The 18814-nt window shown below is 67.1% G+C and carries 16 protein-coding genes and 3 tRNA genes; 13 read left to right on the forward strand and 6 right to left on the reverse strand.

What is annotated here, in order from left to right:
- Position 1 precedes the first annotated feature (1 nt).
- From A6I89_RS02490 to A6I89_RS02510, 5 genes are all read left to right on the forward strand, one after another.
- Complete coding sequence (locus A6I89_RS02490) at positions 2-1951, forward strand: acetolactate synthase large subunit (protein ID WP_005519011.1); 1950 nt, start codon at positions 2-4, stop codon at positions 1949-1951.
- Positions 1948-2451, forward strand: a complete 504-nt coding sequence (gene ilvN / locus A6I89_RS02495) for an acetolactate synthase small subunit (protein ID WP_005519012.1) — start codon at positions 1948-1950, stop codon at positions 2449-2451. Before A6I89_RS02490 ends, ilvN begins: the two co-directional genes overlap by 4 nt.
- Before the next feature lie 76 nt (positions 2452-2527).
- Positions 2528-3529 (forward strand): ketol-acid reductoisomerase, encoded by a 1002-nt coding sequence (gene ilvC / locus A6I89_RS02500; protein WP_172504591.1) that lies wholly within the window; start codon positions 2528-2530, stop codon positions 3527-3529.
- Between the two features lie 263 nt (positions 3530-3792).
- On the forward strand, positions 3793-5385 hold the full coding sequence (serA, locus tag A6I89_RS02505; RefSeq protein ID WP_005519015.1) for a phosphoglycerate dehydrogenase: 1593 nt from the start codon (positions 3793-3795) through the stop codon (positions 5383-5385).
- Positions 5386-5495: 110 nt separating this feature from the next.
- Positions 5496-6509 (forward strand): 3-isopropylmalate dehydrogenase, encoded by a 1014-nt coding sequence (locus A6I89_RS02510; RefSeq protein WP_005519016.1) that lies wholly within the window; start codon positions 5496-5498, stop codon positions 6507-6509.
- Positions 6510-6583: 74 nt separating this feature from the next.
- Here A6I89_RS02510 and A6I89_RS02515 read toward each other — a convergent pair whose 3' ends face one another.
- Positions 6584-7786: an MFS transporter gene (locus A6I89_RS02515; protein WP_197939401.1), complete on the reverse strand. Its 1203-nt coding sequence runs from the start codon at positions 7784-7786 to the stop codon at positions 6584-6586.
- Positions 7787-7913: 127 nt separating this feature from the next.
- Here A6I89_RS02515 and A6I89_RS02520 point away from each other — a divergent pair, with 127 nt between their 5' ends.
- The 5 genes from A6I89_RS02520 (at position 7914) to A6I89_RS02540 (ending at position 10879) form a co-directional block, all read left to right on the forward strand.
- Entirely contained in the window at positions 7914-8687 is a 774-nt protein-coding gene (locus tag A6I89_RS02520; RefSeq protein ID WP_013416607.1) for a fumarylacetoacetate hydrolase family protein, read from the forward strand.
- A gap of 100 nt (positions 8688-8787) precedes the next feature.
- Positions 8788-10260 carry a glutamate--tRNA ligase gene (gene gltX, locus A6I89_RS02525; protein WP_013416606.1) on the forward strand — a complete coding sequence of 491 codons (1473 nt, stop codon included), beginning with the start codon at positions 8788-8790 and terminating at the stop codon, positions 10258-10260.
- A gap of 212 nt (positions 10261-10472) precedes the next feature.
- Positions 10473-10544 (forward strand) — tRNA-Gln (locus A6I89_RS02530).
- A gap of 119 nt (positions 10545-10663) precedes the next feature.
- Positions 10664-10739 (forward strand) — tRNA-Glu (locus A6I89_RS02535).
- A gap of 67 nt (positions 10740-10806) precedes the next feature.
- Positions 10807-10879, forward strand: a tRNA-Glu gene (locus tag A6I89_RS02540).
- 78 nt (positions 10880-10957) lie between these two features.
- Here the strand turns inward: A6I89_RS02540 and A6I89_RS24520 are convergent.
- The 3 genes from A6I89_RS24520 to A6I89_RS02550 form a co-directional block, all read right to left on the reverse strand.
- Positions 10958-11125 carry a DUF5302 domain-containing protein gene (locus A6I89_RS24520; protein WP_005519023.1) on the reverse strand — a complete coding sequence of 56 codons (168 nt, stop codon included), beginning with the start codon at positions 11123-11125 and terminating at the stop codon, positions 10958-10960.
- Between the two features lie 96 nt (positions 11126-11221).
- On the reverse strand, positions 11222-11719 hold the full coding sequence (locus A6I89_RS02545) for a pyridoxamine 5'-phosphate oxidase family protein (protein WP_005519024.1): 498 nt from the start codon (positions 11717-11719) through the stop codon (positions 11222-11224).
- Between the two features lie 91 nt (positions 11720-11810).
- Positions 11811-12512 (reverse strand): IclR family transcriptional regulator, encoded by a 702-nt coding sequence (locus A6I89_RS02550; protein WP_005519027.1) that lies wholly within the window; start codon positions 12510-12512, stop codon positions 11811-11813.
- Between the two features lie 120 nt (positions 12513-12632).
- Here A6I89_RS02550 and leuC point away from each other — a divergent pair, with 120 nt between their 5' ends.
- From leuC to A6I89_RS02565, 3 genes are all read left to right on the forward strand, one after another.
- Positions 12633-14066 (forward strand): 3-isopropylmalate dehydratase large subunit, encoded by a 1434-nt coding sequence (gene leuC / locus A6I89_RS02555; protein ID WP_041674323.1) that lies wholly within the window; start codon positions 12633-12635, stop codon positions 14064-14066.
- Between the two features lie 26 nt (positions 14067-14092).
- The gene (gene leuD / locus A6I89_RS02560) at positions 14093-14704 is read left to right on the forward strand and encodes a 3-isopropylmalate dehydratase small subunit (RefSeq protein ID WP_005519031.1); all 612 of its coding nucleotides are present in this window, start codon (positions 14093-14095) and stop codon (positions 14702-14704) included.
- Positions 14705-14860: 156 nt separating this feature from the next.
- Positions 14861-15550 carry an HU family DNA-binding protein gene (locus A6I89_RS02565; protein ID WP_022596915.1) on the forward strand — a complete coding sequence of 230 codons (690 nt, stop codon included), beginning with the start codon at positions 14861-14863 and terminating at the stop codon, positions 15548-15550.
- An 87-nt stretch (positions 15551-15637) separates the two neighbouring features.
- Here A6I89_RS02565 and A6I89_RS02570 read toward each other — a convergent pair whose 3' ends face one another.
- Together A6I89_RS02570 and A6I89_RS02575 are read right to left on the reverse strand one after the other, a co-directional pair.
- Positions 15638-16570 carry an NUDIX hydrolase gene (locus A6I89_RS02570; protein ID WP_005519035.1) on the reverse strand — a complete coding sequence of 311 codons (933 nt, stop codon included), beginning with the start codon at positions 16568-16570 and terminating at the stop codon, positions 15638-15640.
- 64 nt (positions 16571-16634) lie between these two features.
- Entirely contained in the window at positions 16635-18764 is a 2130-nt protein-coding gene (locus tag A6I89_RS02575) for an RNA degradosome polyphosphate kinase (RefSeq protein WP_372489608.1), read from the reverse strand.
- Between the last annotated feature and the right edge of the window lie 50 nt (positions 18765-18814).

The following is an 18814-nucleotide window of genomic DNA, read 5'->3' on the forward strand; positions in this document are numbered from 1 at the left end:
AGTGAGCGCACCAACCGCACGGCCTCAACCCACGCCGCGCAAGTCGGGAGCTACCGGCCCGACCGCGGGAGACAGCAGGGCCGCCGCCTCGCAGCCCGGTAACCGTCGTCAGGTCGCGCCCGAGCGCGTCACCGGCGCGCAGTCGGTGGTCCGCGCCCTCGAGGAGCTCGAGGTCGACACCGTGTTCGGTATCCCGGGTGGTGCCGTTCTGCCGGTGTACGACCCGCTCTTCGATTCGAAGAAGGTCCGCCACGTCCTGGTCCGCCACGAGCAGGGCGCAGGCCACGCCGCCACCGGTTACGCGCAGGCCACCGGCAAGGTCGGCGTCTGCATGGCGACCTCCGGTCCCGGCGCGACCAACCTGGTGACGCCGCTCGCCGACGCACAGATGGACTCGGTTCCGGTCGTCGCGATCACCGGCCAGGTCGGTCGCGGGCTGATCGGCACGGACGCCTTCCAGGAAGCCGACATCTCCGGCATCACCATGCCGATCACCAAGCACAACTTCCTCATCACCGACGGTGTCGACATCCCGCGGATCCTGGCGGAGGCGTTCTACCTCGCGTCGAGCGGTCGCCCGGGTGCGGTCCTCGTCGACATCCCGAAGGACATCCTGCAGGCGCAGACCACGTTCTCGTGGCCGCCGGAGATGCACCTGCCCGGCTACCGTCCGGTCACCAAGCCGCACGGCAAGCAGGTCCGCGAGGCAGCTCGGCTCATCGCCGACGCGAAGTCGCCGGTGCTGTACGTCGGTGGCGGTGTCATCAAGGCCGAGGCATCGGCCGAACTGCTCGAACTCGCTGAGCTGACGGGCATTCCGGTCGTCACGACGCTGATGGCGCGCGGCGCGTTCCCCGACAGCCACCAGCTCAACTGCGGCATGCCCGGCATGCACGGCACCGTCGCGGCCGTCGCCGCGCTGCAGAAGAGCGACCTGCTGATCACGCTGGGCGCGCGCTTCGACGACCGCGTCACCGGCCAGCTGGACTCCTTCGCCCCCGACGCCAAGGTCATCCACGCGGACATCGACCCGGCGGAGATCGGCAAGAACCGCCACGCGGACGTCCCGATCGTGGGCGACTGCAAGGAGGTCATCGCCGAGCTGATCGAGGCGATCCGCGCCGACCAGGCGACGGGCACGTCCTTCGATCTCACCGAGTGGTGGGCGTACCTCGACGGCATCCGTCGCACCTATCCGCTGGCGTACGACCGTCCCTCGGACGGTGCGCTGTCGCCCGAGTACGTGATCCAGGCCGTCGGCCGGCTCGCCGGTCCGGACGCCGTCTACTGCGCGGGAGTCGGTCAGCACCAGATGTGGGCGGCACAGTTCGTCAACTACGAGAAGCCGCGCACGTGGCTCAACTCCGGTGGCCTCGGCACGATGGGCTACGCCGTCCCGGCCGCGATGGGCGCCAAGATGGGTCTGCCGGACCGCGAGGTCTGGGCCATCGACGGCGACGGCTGCTTCCAGATGACCAACCAGGAGCTCGCGACCTGTGCGGTCGAGGGTGTCCCGATCAAGGTCGCGCTCATCAACAACGGCAACCTGGGCATGGTCCGCCAGTGGCAGACGCTGTTCTACGACGAGCGCTACTCCAACACGAACCTCGGCACGCACGGCGCCGTCCGCATCCCGGACTTCGTCAAGCTGGCGGAGGCGTTGGGCTGCGTCGGAATCCGCGTCGAGCGCGAGGAGGACGTCGAGGACGCCATCCGCACCGCTCAGTCGATCAACGACAAGCCCGTCGTCATCGACTTCATCGTCGGCAAGGACGCCCAGGTGTGGCCGATGGTCGCCGCCGGCACCAGCAACGACGAGATCATGGCCGCCCGCGGAATTCGTCCGCTGTTCGACGAGGACGAAGCTGCGGACGAGCCCGCAACCATTCACGAGGCCATGGAACGCGAGCAGCGTGCCGGTGAGGCCGCTTCCGGAGAGGAACGTCAGTGAGCACCAGCCACACCCTCAGTGTTCTCGTCGAGGACAAGCCGGGCGTGCTGGCCCGTGTCGCTGCACTCTTCTCCCGCCGGGGTTTCAACATCGAGTCGCTCGCCGTGGGCGGCACCGAGGTCCCCGACATCTCGCGCATGACGATCGTCGTCACGGTCGACGAGTTCCCGCTCGAGCAGGTGACCAAGCAGCTCAACAAGCTGGTGAACGTCATCAAGATCGTCGAGCAGGACAACGAGGCGTCGGTGGCGCGCGAGCTGATCCTGATCAAGGTGCGGGCGGACTCCAGCGTGCGCACACAGGTCATCGAGACGGTGAACCTGTTCCGCGCCAAGGTGATCGACGTCGCTCCGGAGGCCGTCACCATCGAGGCGACCGGCACCCGCTCCAAGCTCGACGCACTCCTGCGCATGCTCGATCCGTTCGGCATCCGCGAGATCGTGCAGTCCGGTGTGGTGGCCGTCGGCCGCGGGCCGAAGTCCATCACGGCCACCCGCTAGAACCGTTCACCAGCCGACAACAGACAATCAAGCGTTCATAGAACCCAGAGGGAAGGTAAGAACTGTGGCAGTCGAGATGTTCTACGACGACGATGCAGACCTGTCGATCATCCAGGGCCGCAAGGTCGCGGTCATCGGCTACGGCAGCCAGGGCCACGCGCACTCGCTGAGCCTGCGCGATTCCGGTGTCGATGTGCGCATCGGCCTCCAGGAGGGTTCGAAGTCCCGCGCGAAGGCCGAGGAGCAGGGCCTGACCGTCGGCACGCCGGCCGAGGTTGCCGAGTGGGCCGACGTCATCATGGTGCTCGCCCCCGACACCGCTCAGGCGTCGATCTTCAAGAACGACATCGAGCCGAACCTGAAGGACGGCGACGCGCTGTTCTTCGGCCACGGCCTCAACATCCACTTCGACCTGATCACGCCGCCGGCGAACGTCACGGTCGGCATGGTCGCGCCGAAGGGCCCGGGCCACCTGGTCCGCCGCCAGTTCGTCGACGGCAAGGGCGTTCCGGCCCTGATCGCCGTCCACCAGGACCCGAAGGGTGAGGGCCAGGCCCTGGCTCTGTCCTACGCCAAGGGCATCGGCGGCACCCGCGCCGGCGTCATCAAGACCACGTTCAAGGAAGAGACCGAGACGGACCTCTTCGGTGAGCAGGCCGTGCTGTGCGGCGGCACCGAGGAACTGGTCAAGACCGGTTTCGAGGTCATGGTCGAGGCCGGCTACGCGCCCGAGATGGCGTACTTCGAGGTGCTGCACGAGCTCAAGCTCATCGTCGACCTCATGTACGAGGGTGGCATCGCCCGCATGAACTACTCGGTGTCCGACACCGCCGAGTTCGGTGGCTACCTGTCCGGCCCCCGCGTCATCGACGCCGACACCAAGGAGCGCATGAAGGCGATCCTGGCCGACATCCAGTCCGGCGAGTTCACCCGCCGCCTGGTCGCGAACGTCGAGAACGGCAACAAGGAGCTCGAGGCTCTCCGCAAGGAGAACGCCGAGCACCCCATCGAGGTCACCGGCAAGAAGCTGCGCGACCTGATGAGCTGGGTCGATCGTCCGATCACCGAGACGGCCTGATCCACAGCCTCCGTCCGGCCCGGGGTCCGCGCGTACCGTCGCGCGGCCCCCGGGCCGGAGTCGTTTCCGGCTGTGGCGCGAATCTCCGAATTGCGCTCCGGCGGTGTCCACTATGTGGTAGCAGGTACCCGCCCTGCGGAATCGCGCCGCACTGCCAACTAAACTGATCACGACTGCGACCCGTGCGCGCCCGAAGCGGTGCCCGGCCGCGGACAATCGCTCGACCCGACACACCCAGACACCGAAACACAGGAGAGTTCCTCGTGAGCCAGAATGGCCGTCCCGTTGTCCTGATCGCCGACAAGCTCGCACAATCGACCGTCGATGCGCTCGGTGACGGTGTCGAGGTGCGCTGGGTCGACGGTCCGGACCGTCCCGCGCTGCTCGCGGCCGTGCCCGAGGCCGACGCCCTGCTCGTCCGCTCGGCCACGACGGTCGACGCCGAGGTCCTCGCCGCCGCCACGAAGCTGAAGATCGTCGGCCGCGCCGGCGTCGGCCTCGACAACGTCGACATCCCGGCTGCCACCGAGCGTGGCGTCATGGTCGTGAACGCCCCGACCTCCAACATCCATTCGGCCGCCGAGCACGCCGTCTCGCTGCTGCTGTCCACCGCGCGCCAGATCCCGGCTGCCGACCGCACGCTGCGTGAGAAGACCTGGAAGCGTTCGAGCTTCAACGGCACCGAGATCCTCGGCAAGACCGTCGGCGTCGTCGGCCTGGGCCGCATCGGCCAGCTGTTCGCGCAGCGTCTCGCCGCCTTCGAGACCGACATCATCGCGTACGACCCGTACCTGCCCGCCGCTCGCGCCGCGCAGCTGGGCATCGAGCTGGTCGACATCGACGAGCTCGTCGAGCGCGCCGACTTCATCTCGGTGCACCTGCCCAAGACCAAGGAGACCGCGGGTCTGCTCAACGCCGAGCGTCTGGCCAAGGCCAAGGACGGCGTCATCATCGTCAACGCCGCTCGCGGTGGCCTGATCGACGAGGACGCGCTGTACGACGCGCTCGTGAACGGCAAGGTCCGCGCCGCCGGACTCGACGTCTTCGAAACCGAGCCGTGCACCGACTCCAAGCTGTTCGACCTCGACAACGTCGTCGTCACCCCCCACCTCGGTGCGTCCACCTCGGAGGCCCAGGATCGCGCCGGTACCGACGTCGCGAAGAGCGTCCTGCTGGCCCTGGCCGGCGAGTTCGTGCCGGACGCCGTCAACGTCTCCGGCGGCCCGGTCGGCGAAGAGGTCGCCCCGTGGCTCGAGCTGGTCCGCAAGCTGGGCCTGCTCGCCGGCACGCTGTCGCCCGAGGCCGTCCAGAACGTCCAGGTCGTCGCGAGCGGGGAGCTGTCGGCCGAGAACGTCGACATCCTGGGTCTGGCCGCACTGCGTGGCCTGTTCTCGGCGAGCAGCGACGAGGCCGTCACGTTCGTCAACGCACCGCAGCTCGCCGAGCAGCGCGGCGTGAGCGTCGAGGTCGAGAAGCACAGCGAGGCACAGACGCACCGCAGCGCGGTCGAGGTTCGCGCGGTTGCCGCGGACGGCACCGTCACCACCGTCGCGGGCGCGCTGACCGGCCTGCAGCAGGTCGAGAAGATCGTCAACATCAACGGCCGCAGCTTCGACCTGCGCGCCGAGGGCCACAACATCGTCGTCCACTACACGGACCGCCCGGGCGTTCTCGGTGTCCTGGGCACCGTGCTGGGCACCGCCGGTATCGACATCCAGGCCGCCGCGCTGAGCCAGGACGCCGAGGGCGAGGGCGCCACCGTCATCCTGCGCGTCGACCGTGTCGTCGGTGACGCCGAGGTCGCCCAGATCGTGGAGCAGCTCGACGCCCGCGTCGCGCAGGTCGACCTGTCCTGATCCTCCCCATCCCTCCCCGGTGGCCGTGACCGTCGACGACGGTCACGGCCACCGGTGCAGCCGGGGTGTCTCACGCCACCGGCGGATCCAGTCGAAAGAGAGTGTGTCCCATGAAGCTTGCGGTCATCCCCGGTGACGGCATCGGTGTCGAGGTCACGGCGGAAGCGCTGAAGGTGCTGCGGAAGCTGGTGCCGGATGTGGAGACCACCGAGTTCGACCTCGGTGCCAAGCGCTACAACGAGACCGGCGATCTTCTGCCCGACGCCGAGCTCGACGCGATCCGTCAGCACGACGCGATCCTGCTCGGCGCCATCGGCGACCCGCGGTTCGTCGCCCCGGGCATCCTCGAACGCGGCCTGCTGCTGAACATGCGCTTCCTGCTCGACCACCACGTGAACCTGCGTCCGGCACGCACCTACCCGCAGTCGAGCTCGCCGCTGGCCGCGAACCCGGACATCGACTTCGTCGTCGTCCGTGAGGGCACCGAGGGCCCGTACACCGGTAACGGTGGTTCGATCCGCATCGGCACCCCGCACGAGGTCGCCACCGAGGTGTCGGTCAACACGTGGTTCGGCGCCGAACGCGTGGTCCGTGCCGCGTACGAGCTGGCGCAGAAGCGGCGGGGGCACCTGACGCTGATCCACAAGACCAACGTGCTCTCCAACGCCGGTCGCATCTGGACGCGCGCGATGGAGACGGTCGGTGCCGAGTACCCCGACGTCGAGACGGCGTACTGCCACATCGACGCGGCGACCATCTACATGGTCACCGACCCGGCCCGCTTCGACGTGATCGTCACCGACAACCTGTTCGGCGACATCATCACCGACCTCGCGGGCGCCGTCACCGGTGGTATCGGCCTTGCTGCGAGCGCCAACATCGATGCGTCCGGCACCAACCCGTCGATGTTCGAGCCCGTCCACGGCTCGGCACCGGACATCGCCGGCCAGGGCATCGCCGACCCGACCGCGGCGATCCTGTCCGCGGCGATGCTGCTGCGTCACCTCGGCCGCGAGGACGACGCCGCGCGGATCGAGGCCGCGGTCGAGGCCGATCTGGCCTCGCGTGGTGACGGTCCGATCGTGACCACCGAGGTCGGCGACCGGATCGCCGCCGCCGTCTAGGCGCTCCCGCCACTCGAAAGACGTGACCGCCGCCCGGGTTCCGGGCGGCGGTCACGGTCGTTCCGGCGAGCGTTTCAGCGGCGTTCGGGGTGGTCGTGGGGCACCAGAGGCGCGGCGACGAGTGGGAACAGGGCCGCGACCGCGAACGTGACGGGAAAGCTCACCGCCGCGACCAGAGCCCCGAAGACCGGCGGTACCAGCGACGCCGCGAGGTACTGGCTCGTGTTCTGGGCCCCCAGCGCACGGCCGCTCCAGTACGGTCCGGCGATCTCGGCGACGGCGGTGAACGCCAAACCGTTGTCCGCCACCGTGATCACCGACGCCACCACCAGCAGCGCCACGGACACGGGGGAGTCCAGCCAGTCCGTCAGGGCCAGCGCTCCCATGGACACAGCCGCCGCTACGGCCACCCAGCGCAACGGGCGCATCCGGCTACCGACACGATCGCTCAGTGCTCCGGCCGCGATCCGCCCTGCGGCGCCCAGCAATTGGGTGACGGTGATCAGCAGACCGGCCGACGCGGCGGACCAGTTCCGATCCGTCATCAACCACAGCAGCGCGAACGTCCACACCAGGTACTGGGGCACCACCAGCAGCACCGACACGCCGTGGATCCGCCACAGCACACCCGAGTTGCGGTACGGGTTGTCCAACAGGCCCGAACCCTGGGCGGCCGAACGCCCCGGCCGGGGCGGATCGACCACGAACAGGCAACCGACCGCGGCAACCGACGTCGCCGCCACGGGCAGGGCCAATGCCCAACCGACACCGTGCGATTGCGCGATTCCGGGCACCGTGAGCGCCGCGATCGCAACGCCGAGCGGCAGTGCCATCTGCCGGATCCCCATCGCGAATCCGCGTCGCTGTGGCGGGAACCATCCCACCACGACCCGGCCGCTGGCCGCGTTGGCGCTCGACGCGGCCATGCCTCCGATCAGGAGGAAGACGCCGAGCATCGCGAACGACGAACTGAGCGCTGCGCCGGCGCTCGCCAGCGCGGTCGCCGCCATGCCGATCACCAGGACGCGGCGCTCGCCGACGCGGTCGACGACGGCGCCCCAGGCCATCAGGCTGAGGAGGAACCCGACAGTCGGCGCGGCCACGACCAGTCCGGCACGGGACAGCTCCATGCCGTGGGTGTCGTGCAGCGTGGGCAACAGGAACGCGGGCGCGTTCGAGAACACGGCGCCCGCGGCCTGCGCAAGCACACCGAGTGCCAGCATGGCCCAGCGTTTCGCCGCACTTACCCGAAACTCCTCGCCTACCTGTGCGCTCATGATTCCGTCCCAGTATATGAAATGAATGTCCTAGAATATGGATATGCGTCGAAGTCTAGACCCTTCGCGATCGACCGTGCGACGGGTATGGCCGAGCGCAGTCGTGTGACTCGATAGACTCGGGCACATGCGCCTTGGTCGAATTGCCAGTCCCGATGGAGTTGCCTTCGTGTCGATCGAAGGGGAGGGCGACGCGCAGACCGCGAAGGAGATCGCCGAACATCCCTTCGGCACACCGACTTTCACCGGCCGCAGCTGGCCGCTCGCGGACGTTCGCCTGCTCGCCCCGATCCTGGCCAGCAAGGTGATCTGCGTCGGCAAGAACTATGCCGCGCACGCTGCGGAGATGGGCGGCGAGGCGCCCGAGGATCCGGTCATCTTCATCAAGCCCAACACCTCGATCGCGGGTCCGGGCGCTCCCATCATGCTGCCGCCGTCGTCGAACGAGGTGCACTACGAGGGCGAACTCGCGGTCGTCATCGGCCGACCCTGCAAGGACGTACCCGCGGCCAAGGCGCTCGACGTCGTGCTCGGGTACACGGTCGCGAACGACGTCACGGCGCGCGACCAGCAGCGGCACGACGGCCAGTGGACCCGCGCGAAGGGGTACGACACGTTCTGCCCGCTGGGTCCGTGGATCGAGACGAATGTGGATGTCTCGGACGTCGAGATCACGACCGAGGTGGACGGCGAGATCAAGCAGCGCAGTCGCACTTCGCTTCTGCTGCACGACATTCCGAAGATCATCGAGTGGGTGTCCGCCGTCATGACCCTGCTTCCCGGTGACGTGATCCTCACGGGAACGCCCGAGGGTGTGGGGCCGATCGTCGACGGTCAGAGTGTGAGCGTGACGGTCGAGGGGATCGGCACGCTGACCAATCCGGTTGCTGCCAAGCGCTGATCGGATACCGCTCCGGGTGGCTGCGGACTAGCCTGTAGGGGTCCGTTCCCGTAGCTGACCACGCCTAGCAGCGTCTAGCAGTGTCGACCCGAAGTGAGCCATGACCACCAGCGAAGTACGCGTCCGTTTCTGTCCGTCACCCACCGGCACCCCGCACGTCGGGCTCGTCCGCACCGCCCTGTTCAACTGGGCGTTCGCGCGTCACCACGGTGGCACGTTCGTGTTCCGTATCGAGGACACCGACGCTGCCCGTGACACGGAGGAGTCGTACCAGGCGATCCTGGATGCGCTGCGGTGGCTGGGGCTGAGCTGGGACGAGGGTCCGGAGGTGGGCGGCCCGTACGAGCCGTACCGGCAGTCGCAGCGACGCGATCTGCACCTCGACGTGGTACGCCGTCTGGTCGAGGCGGGGGAGGCGTACGAGTCGTTCTCGACTCCCGACGAGGTCGAGGCGCGGCACAAGGCGGCCGGCCGCGACCCCAAGCTGGGCTACGACAACTTCGATCGGGACCTGACGCCCGAGCAGGTCCAGGCGTACCTGGACGAGGGACGCAAGCCCGTCGTGCGGCTGCGGATGCCCGACCACGACCTGACGTGGAACGACCTGGTGCGCGGGGAGACGACCTTCAAGGCCGGTACGGTGCCGGACTTCGCGCTCACCCGCGGCAACGGCATTCCGCTGTACACGCTCGTCAACCCGGTCGACGACGCGCTGATGAAGATCACGCACGTGCTGCGGGGCGAGGATCTGCTCTCGTCCACGCCGCGTCAGCTCGCGCTGTACGAGGCGCTGGAGCGCATCGGTGTCGCCGATTTCACACCCGAGTTCGGTCACCTGCCGTTCGTCATGGGACAGGGCAACAAGAAGCTGTCCAAGCGTGATCCGGAGTCGAACCTCTTCATCCACCGCGATCGCGGTTTCATCCCCGAAGGACTGCTCAACTACCTGGCACTGCTGGGCTGGAGCATCGCCGACGACCACGACGTCTTCTCCCTCGACGAGATGGTCGCCGCGTTCGACATCTCCAAGGTCAATTCCAATCCGGCCCGCTTCGACCAGAAGAAGGCCGACGCGATCAACGCGGAGCACATTCGTCTGCTCGAGCCGGCCGACTTCGCTGCCCGCCTGCGCGCGTATCTGACCACTCACGGGCACCCGGTCGACGCCCTCACCGCCGAGCAGTTCGACGTGGCGGCCGATCTCGTGCAGACCCGCATCGTCGTTCTGTCGGACGCGTGGGACCTGCTGAAGTTCCTGCTCGTCGACGACGCCGACTTCGCGATCGATCCGGCCGCCGCTGCGAAGAACCTGGGCGCCGACGCCGCGCCGGTGCTGGACGCCACGATCGAGGCGCTGGATGCGCTGCCGGAGTGGGCGACCGCGGATCTCGAGGAGACGCTCAAGGGCGCCCTGATCGACAAGCTCGAACTCAAGCCGCGTAAGGCTTTCGCTCCCGTGCGCGTGGCGCTCACCGGTTCGCACATCAGTCCGCCGCTGTACGAGTCGATGGAACTGCTCGGTCGCGAGAAGACCCTCGCCCGCCTGCGTTCGGCTCGGGCGCAGATCGCCTGACTCGGGGTCCACTCGGAGTCCACCTCGGAGTCCACTTCAGGTCGTCGGCCGCGGCCCGCACCGGCTCGTCCGGGCGGGTCGCGGCGGTCATTAGCGCGATTTACCGACTCTGACCAGCCGATTTGTAGTTCGGGCGAGGGTTGGTGCTAATCTTCTTCTCGGTTCGGAACGGAGGCCAGACGCCCGCAGGGCAGGCCGAAGGAACAGACCATTGGGGTATGGTGTAATTGGCAACACAGCTGATTCTGGTTCAGCCATTCTAGGTTCGAGTCCTGGTACCCCAGCGGAAGTTCGGAGGCCGAAAGGTCGCCGTACTTCGGTGAGTTCAGCTCACCGGCTTCCAGTTACACTGCGGATGTGTTGCTTCGCAGTCATAGCAGTACAGCGTTCGATGCAAGTTCTCGGCCCCGTCGTCTAGCGGCCTAGGACGCCGCCCTCTCAAGGCGGTAGCGCGGGTTCGAATCCCGTCGGGGCTACCACGGACAGACCCTCCGCAGAAGCGGAGGTTCTTCTGCGGAAGTGAACTTGCATTCGAGTGTCAGTCCTGGCCCCGTCGTCTAGCGGCCTAGGACGCCGCCCTCTCAAGGCGGTAGCGCGGGTTCGAATCCCGTCGGGGCTACAACGAGAAATACCCTCCGATCATCGATCGGAGGGTATTTCTCATTTCGGGGAACGCACCGGCCGCGGCTGACCGGGCCTACCCGCTCTTCCGGCGGAACTCGCGTTTGTGGTCGGCGCTGCCGTGGGCATCATGGACCTTCGACTGCCCGTCCAGGTGCGCCGTCGCACTCGACTGCCGGTGGTTCTTGCGGTCGAGGGCCTCGCGGAACTTGCGCTTGATCTCATTGTCGGCCGATTCGCTCACGTCGTCCTCCTCCTGCCTCGGTGGTGACTCGTCGATTCGGAATGTACCGCCGAGGCCGGGCGCGCGTCGCGTGGTTTTACGGCGGCGCCGGGCTGCCTAGAGGTAAGCCGCGGTGGACCCGCCGACCGGCATCTCCGGCAGTCCGAGCTTGCGGTGATCCCACGACCGCACCCGCTCCGGGACGACCTTGACGGCAATGCGCTTGTGCAGCATCATCTCGACCGCCGGCTTGACGTCCTCGGAGTACGGCCCCGTGTAGCGCTCCCAGATGCTGATCCCGACCTTGAACAGGGCCTCCGGGTCGTCCACGATCTCGCCGCGACCTTCGATCGAGACGCCGCGGAGGGTGTCGTACGTGTCACCGTCCTCGATCATCATCGTGAGCCGGTCGTCGCGCCGGAGATTGACGGCCTTCTGCGACTTGGCCTTCGTCTCGAACCACAGCTCGCCGTCGATGACGGCGTACCACATCGCGACCAGGTGAGGGGTGCCGTTCACCCCGATCGTCGCCATCGTCGAGACTCGGCTGCGTTCGACGAATTCGGTGATCTCGGCGTCCGACATCGTGATCTGCCCGCGTTGGTTGGTCCCCACAGCCGCTCCTCGACTCGAAGTGGATTTCGTTCTTTCGAACGACTGTGCCACGAATCACTTTCCCGGCACGCGCGTGGGGTCGGTTAGGTCCTCAGAGGCGCTTGTGGAGCGCGTCCGCAGCGGCGAGCAGGTCCGCTGCCCAGCGGGCACCGGGGCGGCGGCCCATGCGATCGATCGGTCCCGACACCGAGATCGCCGCGACGACGTTGCCCGACGCATCCCGGACGGGCGCCGCGACACTGGCCACGCCGGACTCGCGTTCGGCCGCGCTCTGCGCCCAGCCACGCCGACGCACCTCGACGAGCACTCGTTCGCCGAACGAGGCCTCGGGCAGGATGGCGCGTTGGGTCTGGGCGTCCGCCCATGCGAGAAGGACCTTGGCGCCCGAACCTGCGGTCATCGGCAGTCGCGCGCCGACGAGCACGGTGTCGCGCAGGCCGGCGGGCGGCTCCATCGACGCGATGCACACCCGGTGGGTCCCCTCGCGCCGGTAGAGCTGAACGCTTTCTCCGGTGATCTCGCGGAGCCGCGGCAGGACGAGCGCCGCAGCATCGACGAGGGCGTCGCTCGCGGTCGCGGCGAGTTCGCCGAGGCCGGGTCCGGTGCACCACAGTCCGTCCGCGTCGCGAGTGAGGAGTCGGTGCACTTCGAGTCCCACGGCGAGACGGTGTGCGGTGGCGCGGGGGAGCCCGGTCCGGTTGCACAGTTCGGTGAGGCTGCAGGGCTGTTCGGCGACGGCGTGAAGCACGCCCATTGCTTTGTCGAGCACCCCGATACCGCTATGCTGTCTCATAGATCGATACTCCCTTCTCGCATATTGGGATCATAGCCGATTGCGTGCGAGGTGGTTCGACACGGCGCGCGACACGGGGCAGCCCAGGAACCTGTCGACGCGCGACATCCCGAGACAGAGGTGGAGAAGATGGCTGACAGAGGACGCACTCTGGCCGAGAAGGTGTGGGACGAGCACGTTGTCGTGCGCGGTGAAGGTGAGGGTGCGGCACGGCAGCCGGATCTGATCTACATCGACCTGCATCTCGTTCACGAGGTCACCAGCCCGCAGGCCTTCGACGGTCTGCGGCTCGCCGGACGCAAGTTGCGCCGACCCGACCTCACGATCGCGACCGAGGACCACAATGTCCCGACGGTCGACATCGACAAGCCGATCGCGGACCCGGTCTCGCGGACCCAGGTCGACACCTTGCGGAAGAACTGTGAGGAGTTCGGAGTTCGCCTGCACCCCATGGGTGATCTCGATCAGGGCATCGTGCACGTCGTGGGCCCCCAACTCGGCCTGACCCAGCCGGGCATGACCGTCGTGTGTGGCGACAGCCATACGTCGACGCACGGTGCTTTCGGCGCTCTGGCAATGGGAATCGGCACCAGTGAGGTCGAGCACGTGATGGCGACGCAGACGCTGTCGCTGCGCCCCTTCAAGACCATGGCGATCACCGTGGACGGCGAACTGGCGCCCGGCGTCACGAGCAAGGACCTGATCCTCGCCGTGATCGCGAAGATCGGCACCGGTGGCGGGCAGGGGTACGTCCTCGAGTACCGCGGCGAGGCGATCCGCAAGCTCTCGATGGAATCGCGGATGACGATCTGCAACATGTCCATCGAGGCAGGGGCTCGCGCCGGAATGATCGCACCGGACGAGATCACCTACGAGTTCGTCAAGGGCCGTCCGCACGCCCCGCAGGGCGCCGACTGGGACGCGGCGGTGGCGGCCTGGGATCAGCTGAAGACCGACGACGACGCGGTTTTCGACGCCGAGGTGCATATCGACGGTTCGGCGCTGACGCCGTTCGTCACCTGGGGAACGAACCCCGGTCAGGGTGCCCCGCTCGGCGATTCGGTTCCCGACCCGGCCGACTTCGCCGACGAGAGCGAACGTCTCGCCGCCGAGAAGGCGCTGGCGTACATGGGCCTGGAGGCGGGCACGCCGCTGCGCGAGGTGCCGGTCGACACCGTTTTCGTCGGTTCGTGCACCAACGGGCGTATCGAGGATCTTCGTGCGGTTGCGGAGGTTCTCAAGGGGCGCAAGGTCGCAGACGGTGTCCGGATGCTCGTCGTGCCGGGCTCGATGCGGGTGCGCGCTCAGGCCGAGGAAGAGGGTCTCGGTGAGATCTTCACCACGGCGGGTGCCGAGTGGCGTCAGGCCGGATGCTCGATGTGCCTGGGTATGAACCCCGACCAGTTGGCCCCGGGCGAGCGCTCGGCGTCGACATCGAACCGCAATTTCGAAGGCCGCCAAGGCAAGGGTGGGCGTACGCACCTCGTTTCTCCGGCTGTCGCGGCCGCGACAGCGGTGCGGGGCAAGCTCTCGGCACCGGCAGACCTGGCATAGGGCGCAAGGGAACTAGGAGAAAAACGATGGAAGCCTTTACCACTCATAAGGGAATCGGTGTTCCGCTGCGCCGGTCCAATGTCGATACCGACCAGATCATCCCTGCGGTGTACCTGAAGCGAGTGACCCGAACCGGTTTCGAGGACGGGCTGTTCGCAGCCTGGCGGACCGACCCGGAGTTCATCCTCAACGTCGCGCCGTACGACAAGGGCAGCGTCCTGGTGGCGGGTCCCGACTTCGGCACGGGGTCGTCTCGGGAGCACGCGGTGTGGGCGTTGTCCGACTACGGTTTCCGCGTCGTCATCGCATCGCGTTTCGCCGACATCTTCCGCGGCAACGCCGGTAAGGCCGGTCTGCTCGCGGCTCAGGTCGAGCAGAGCGACGTCGAGATGCTGTGGAAGTTGCTCGAGGAGCAGCCGGGTCTCGAACTCGTGGTGGATCTCGCATCCAAGACCGTGACCGCCGGAACGACTGTGGTGCCGTTCGAGATTGACGACTACACGCGCTGGCGTCTACTCGAGGGGCTGGACGACATCGGACTCACGTTGCGCCAGGTAGAGGCGATTTCCGAGTTCGAAAAGTCAAGGCCGTCATGGAAACCTGCGACCCTTCCGGCGCGCGTCGCGAACGACAATTGACGTAATCGGATAACTGGTTCGGCCCCTCGATCTAGCACAGATCGGGGGGCCGCGCTTGATGAGAATTGGCGTGGCACATAGACTCTTGCCGATTTCGGGTTTACCGTAGTTCGTAGTCGGTCCGACGGTGGACCATTAGTTTGCGGAGGATTTTCCATGAACAAGGCAGAGCTCATCGATGTTCTGACCGAGAAGCTGGGCACGGACAGGCGCACCGCGAGTGAGGCCGTCGAGCACGTGGTCGACACCATCGTGCGTGCAGTCCATGCCGGCGAGAGCGTCACCATCACCGGTTTCGGTGTCTTCGAGCAGCGCCGTCGCGCGGCTCGCGTCGCTCGCAACCCGCGCACGGGCGAGACGGTCAAGGTCAAGCCGACGTCGGTTCCGGCGTTCCGTCCGGGCGCACAGTTCAAGGCGCTCATCGCCGGTGGGCAGAAGCTCCCCAGCAGCGGACCGGCCGTCAAGCGTGGCGCCGCTGAGCCCGTGAAGAAGGCCGCCAAGAAGACGGCTGCCAAGAAGACCGCCGCCAAGAAGACGGCTGCGAAGAAGACTGCGGCCAAGGCTCCTGCCAAGACCGTGGCGAAGAAGACTGCGGCCAAGGCTCCTGCCAAGACCGCAGCCAAGAAGACCGCGGCCAAGGCTCCGGCCAAGACCGCAGCCAAGAAGACCGTCGCGAAGAAGACCGCGACCAAGGCCCCGGCCAAGGCTCCGGCCAAGACCGCAGCCAAGAAGACGGTCGCGAAGAAGACTGCAGCCAAGGCTCCCGCCAAGACCGCAGCCAAGAAGACCGTCGCGAAGAAGACTGCAGCCAAGAAGGCTCCGGCCAAGCGCACCGCACGTAAGTAAGTCGCGAGACTTCGGCGGAAATACTCCGTAACTGACAAGGCGGCCACGGGATCGAATCCCGTGGCCGCCTTGTCGTGTGTCGAGAGGTCAATCCGCGTTGCGGGGCATGGGCAGCGGGCTGTCGATGTGATCCGCCGCGACCAACCGACCGCCCGACAACGACAGCACCCACGTGCTCGCCTTACGGTTTCGGGCAGGCGGCAGCGTGATGCCGTCGCGTTTGGCCCACCACTCCAGGAGGTCAGGGATGACCCCGCCCTGGCTGCAGATGACCTGAACGCCGCCTCGAGCAGCGATCTTGCGGGCGCGGGCGCGGGCGCTCGCCGGATCGGCCGCGTACTGCTCTTCGGAGAGAAGGGGCTCGATGTGGATCGGTACTTCGAGCGACGCGGCGAGGGGCTCCACCGTCTGCACGCACCTGGTCCGGTCCGCCGACGACACCTCGGATGCTCCGAAGGCTCGTAGTTGGCCGACAAGGGCTTCCGCCTGCACACGACCCTTCTCGTCGAGCGGCCTCGTGTCGTCGTCGCCCTCGTACTTCTTCCTGCTGCCCGCCTTTGCGTGACGCACGAGCAGGACCGTGGTGGTGTCCGGCGGGATCTGGACGAACCGCCGCAGGATCGTTCGGTCCATCGGGTAGGAGAGCTGGTCGGGGACGTCGTCCGGTGGCAGCCACCGCATCTCGTCCACCTCGTCGTTGGGCGTGAACTCACCACCCGCCGCCTCGGCTGCCCAGTATTCGACCCGCTTGAGCTTGCGATGGCCCGGTATCGGATATGTCACACCTGAGAGGTGTCGCCCCAATTGCGCTGTAATTCCGGTCTCTTCGTGGATCTCCCGCACTGCGGCGGAAATCGATGTTTCGCCGGGATCGAGTTTTCCTTTGGGAAAAGACCAGTCGTCGTACTTCGGCCGGTGAATGAGTGCGATTTCGATCTCGTACGGGTTGTTCGGTGACTTGCGCCACAGAACTGCGCCGGCCGCGAAAATGTTTGCTTTGACCGGTTTATCAGGACTCAACGGTGTGGTTCCTTCCCTCGACCGGAGGTCGTGGTCGAACGGCTGGACTGGAGCGGATTCCGCGTCAGGAGTTGGTGGATCTGCGTCGGCGCATCATCTCTTCCTGGTGCTCCCGCACCTTCTCGCCACGAGCGGGTGCGGCCTGCCAGCTGCCGTCGGACTGGAGTACCCAGCAGCGGGTGGTGGGATCGAGTGCGGAGTCGAAGATCTCGTCGAGCTGACGGGTGAGACGCGGATCCTTGACCTGTGCCATCACCTCGACGCGGCGATCGAGGTTCCGGTGCATCATGTCGGCGCTACCGATCCAGAACTCGTTCGAACCCTGGAAGTGCATGATTCGCGAATGCTCGAGGAAGCGGCCGAGGATCGAGCGGACCTCGATGTTCTCGCTGAGGCCGGGAACGCCGGGCTTGAGCGCACAGATCCCGCGGACCACGATCCGGACCGGGACCCCGGCCTGTGATGCGCGGTAGAGCGCGTCGATCACCTGTTCGTCGACGAGGGCGTTGGCCTTCAGCCGGATTCCCGCCTCGCGGCCGGCCTTGCGGTGCTCGATCTCCGATTCGATGCGGGCGATTATCCCGGCGCGCACGCCGTACGGGGCGACGAGCAGGTTGCGATACTGCGACTTTCGGGAGTACCCGGTGAGGGAGTTGAACAGGTCCGTCAGGTCGGCGCCGATCTCGGGTGCCGCCGTGAGCAAGCCGACGTCCTCGTAGAGGCGGGCCGTCTTGGGGTTGTAGTTGCCGGTGCCGATATGGCAGTAGCGGCGAATGGTCGACCCCTCGCGTCGCACGACGAGGCATGTCTTGCAATGGGTCTTGAGACCGACCAGTCCGTAGACGACGTGGACGCCGGCCTGTTCGAGTTTGCGGGCCCACTTGATGTTCGCCTGCTCGTCGAAGCGCGCCTTGATCTCGACGAGCGCCACCACCTGCTTGCCCGCCTCGGCCGCCGCGACGAGGGCGTTGACGATCGGGGAGTCGCCGGAGGTGCGGTAGAGCGTCTGCTTGATCGCGAGAACCTGAGGGTCGGCGGCCGCCTGCTCGATGAACCGCTGAACACTCGTGGAGAACGAGTCGTACGGGTGCTGAACGAGAACGTCGCCGTCGCGCAGGGTCGAGAAGACGCTCTTGGGCGTCTCCCGCTCGCCGAACGCCGGGTGCGTGGCGGGAACGAACGGCGCGTCCTTGAGATTCGGGCGGTCGACGCCGTACACCTGCCAGAGGGACGAAAGATCAAGAAGCCCAGGTACTTGGATGACATCCCCGGGATCCACGTCCAGTTCCCGGAGCAGCAGTTCGAGCATGTGCTCGGTCATGTCGTCGGCCACCTCGAGGCGGACCGGGGAACCGAACCGCCGTCGGGCCAGTTCGCGCTCGAGTGCCTGGAGCAGGTCCTCGTCGCGATCCTCCTCGACCTCGAAATCGGCATTGCGTGTGACGCGGAAAGCGTGGTGCTCCACCACTTCCATGCCGGGGAAGAGTACGTCGAGGTGGGCGGCGATGAGGTCCTCGGTGGGCAGGAAGGCCGCGATCGAGCCGGGGGTGTCGCCGGTGCGGGTCACGCGCACGAACCGGTCGACGTTGTCGGGCACCTTCACGCGCGCGAAGTGCTCTCCGCCGGTTGCGGCATCCTTCACGGTGACCGCGAGATTGAGGCTCAGCCCGCTGATGTAGGGGAACGGATGGGCCGGGTCGACGGCCAGCGGGGTCAGGACCGGGAAGACCTGTTCGTGGAAGTGCGCCGACAAACGCGTGCGTTCCTCAGAATCGAGGTCGGACCAGCCGATGATCGAGATGCCCTCGTCGGCGAGCGCCGGACGCACGGAATCGAGGAACACCCTGGCGTGCTTGTACGAGATCTCCTGGGTGCGGGATCCGATGAGCGCCAGTTGTTCACGGGGCGAGAGTCCGTCCGCGGACCGCACCGACAGCCCGGTTTCGTCGCGTCGTTTCAGGCCGGCCACCCGGACCATGTAGAACTCGTCGAGGTTCGAGGCGAAGATCGCGAGGAACTTTGCGCGTTCGAGCAGTGGCAGCGAAGTGTCCTCCGCGAGGGCGAGCACACGGGAGTTGAAGTCGAGCCAGCTCAGTTCGCGGTTGAGATAGCGCGCCGTGGGCAGACCGCCGTCCGGGGAGCCGGTGGGGGTGGCCGCAGGCGGGGCGGTCGGGATGATGGCCGAATGGCCGATACCCGCCGGGCGTGTTCGATCAGAGTCGGAACCGTCCTCCGCCGATCGGT

Origin of the sequence: Prescottella equi, assembly GCF_002094305.1 — a bacterium.
GTDB classification, from domain to species: Bacteria; Actinomycetota; Actinomycetes; order Mycobacteriales; family Mycobacteriaceae; genus Prescottella; species Prescottella equi.

Bases quoted from the DNA above. Each gene is read 5' to 3' on its own strand.
- ilvC (WP_172504591.1), top strand. From the start codon at position 2,528: ATGTTCTACGACGACGATGCAGACCTGTCGATCATCCAGGGCCGCAAG.
- A6I89_RS02510 (WP_005519016.1), top strand. From the start codon at position 5,496: ATGAAGCTTGCGGTCATCCCCGGTGACGGCATCGGTGTCGAGGTCACG.
- A6I89_RS02515 (WP_197939401.1), bottom strand. From the start codon at position 7,786: ATGAGCGCACAGGTAGGCGAGGAGTTTCGGGTAAGTGCGGCGAAACGC.
- A6I89_RS02520 (WP_013416607.1), top strand. From the start codon at position 7,914: ATGCGCCTTGGTCGAATTGCCAGTCCCGATGGAGTTGCCTTCGTGTCG.
- gltX (WP_013416606.1), top strand. From the start codon at position 8,788: ATGACCACCAGCGAAGTACGCGTCCGTTTCTGTCCGTCACCCACCGGC.
- A6I89_RS02550 (WP_005519027.1), bottom strand. From the start codon at position 12,512: ATGAGACAGCATAGCGGTATCGGGGTGCTCGACAAAGCAATGGGCGTG.
- leuD (WP_005519031.1), top strand. From the start codon at position 14,093: ATGGAAGCCTTTACCACTCATAAGGGAATCGGTGTTCCGCTGCGCCGG.
- A6I89_RS02565 (WP_022596915.1), top strand. From the start codon at position 14,861: ATGAACAAGGCAGAGCTCATCGATGTTCTGACCGAGAAGCTGGGCACG.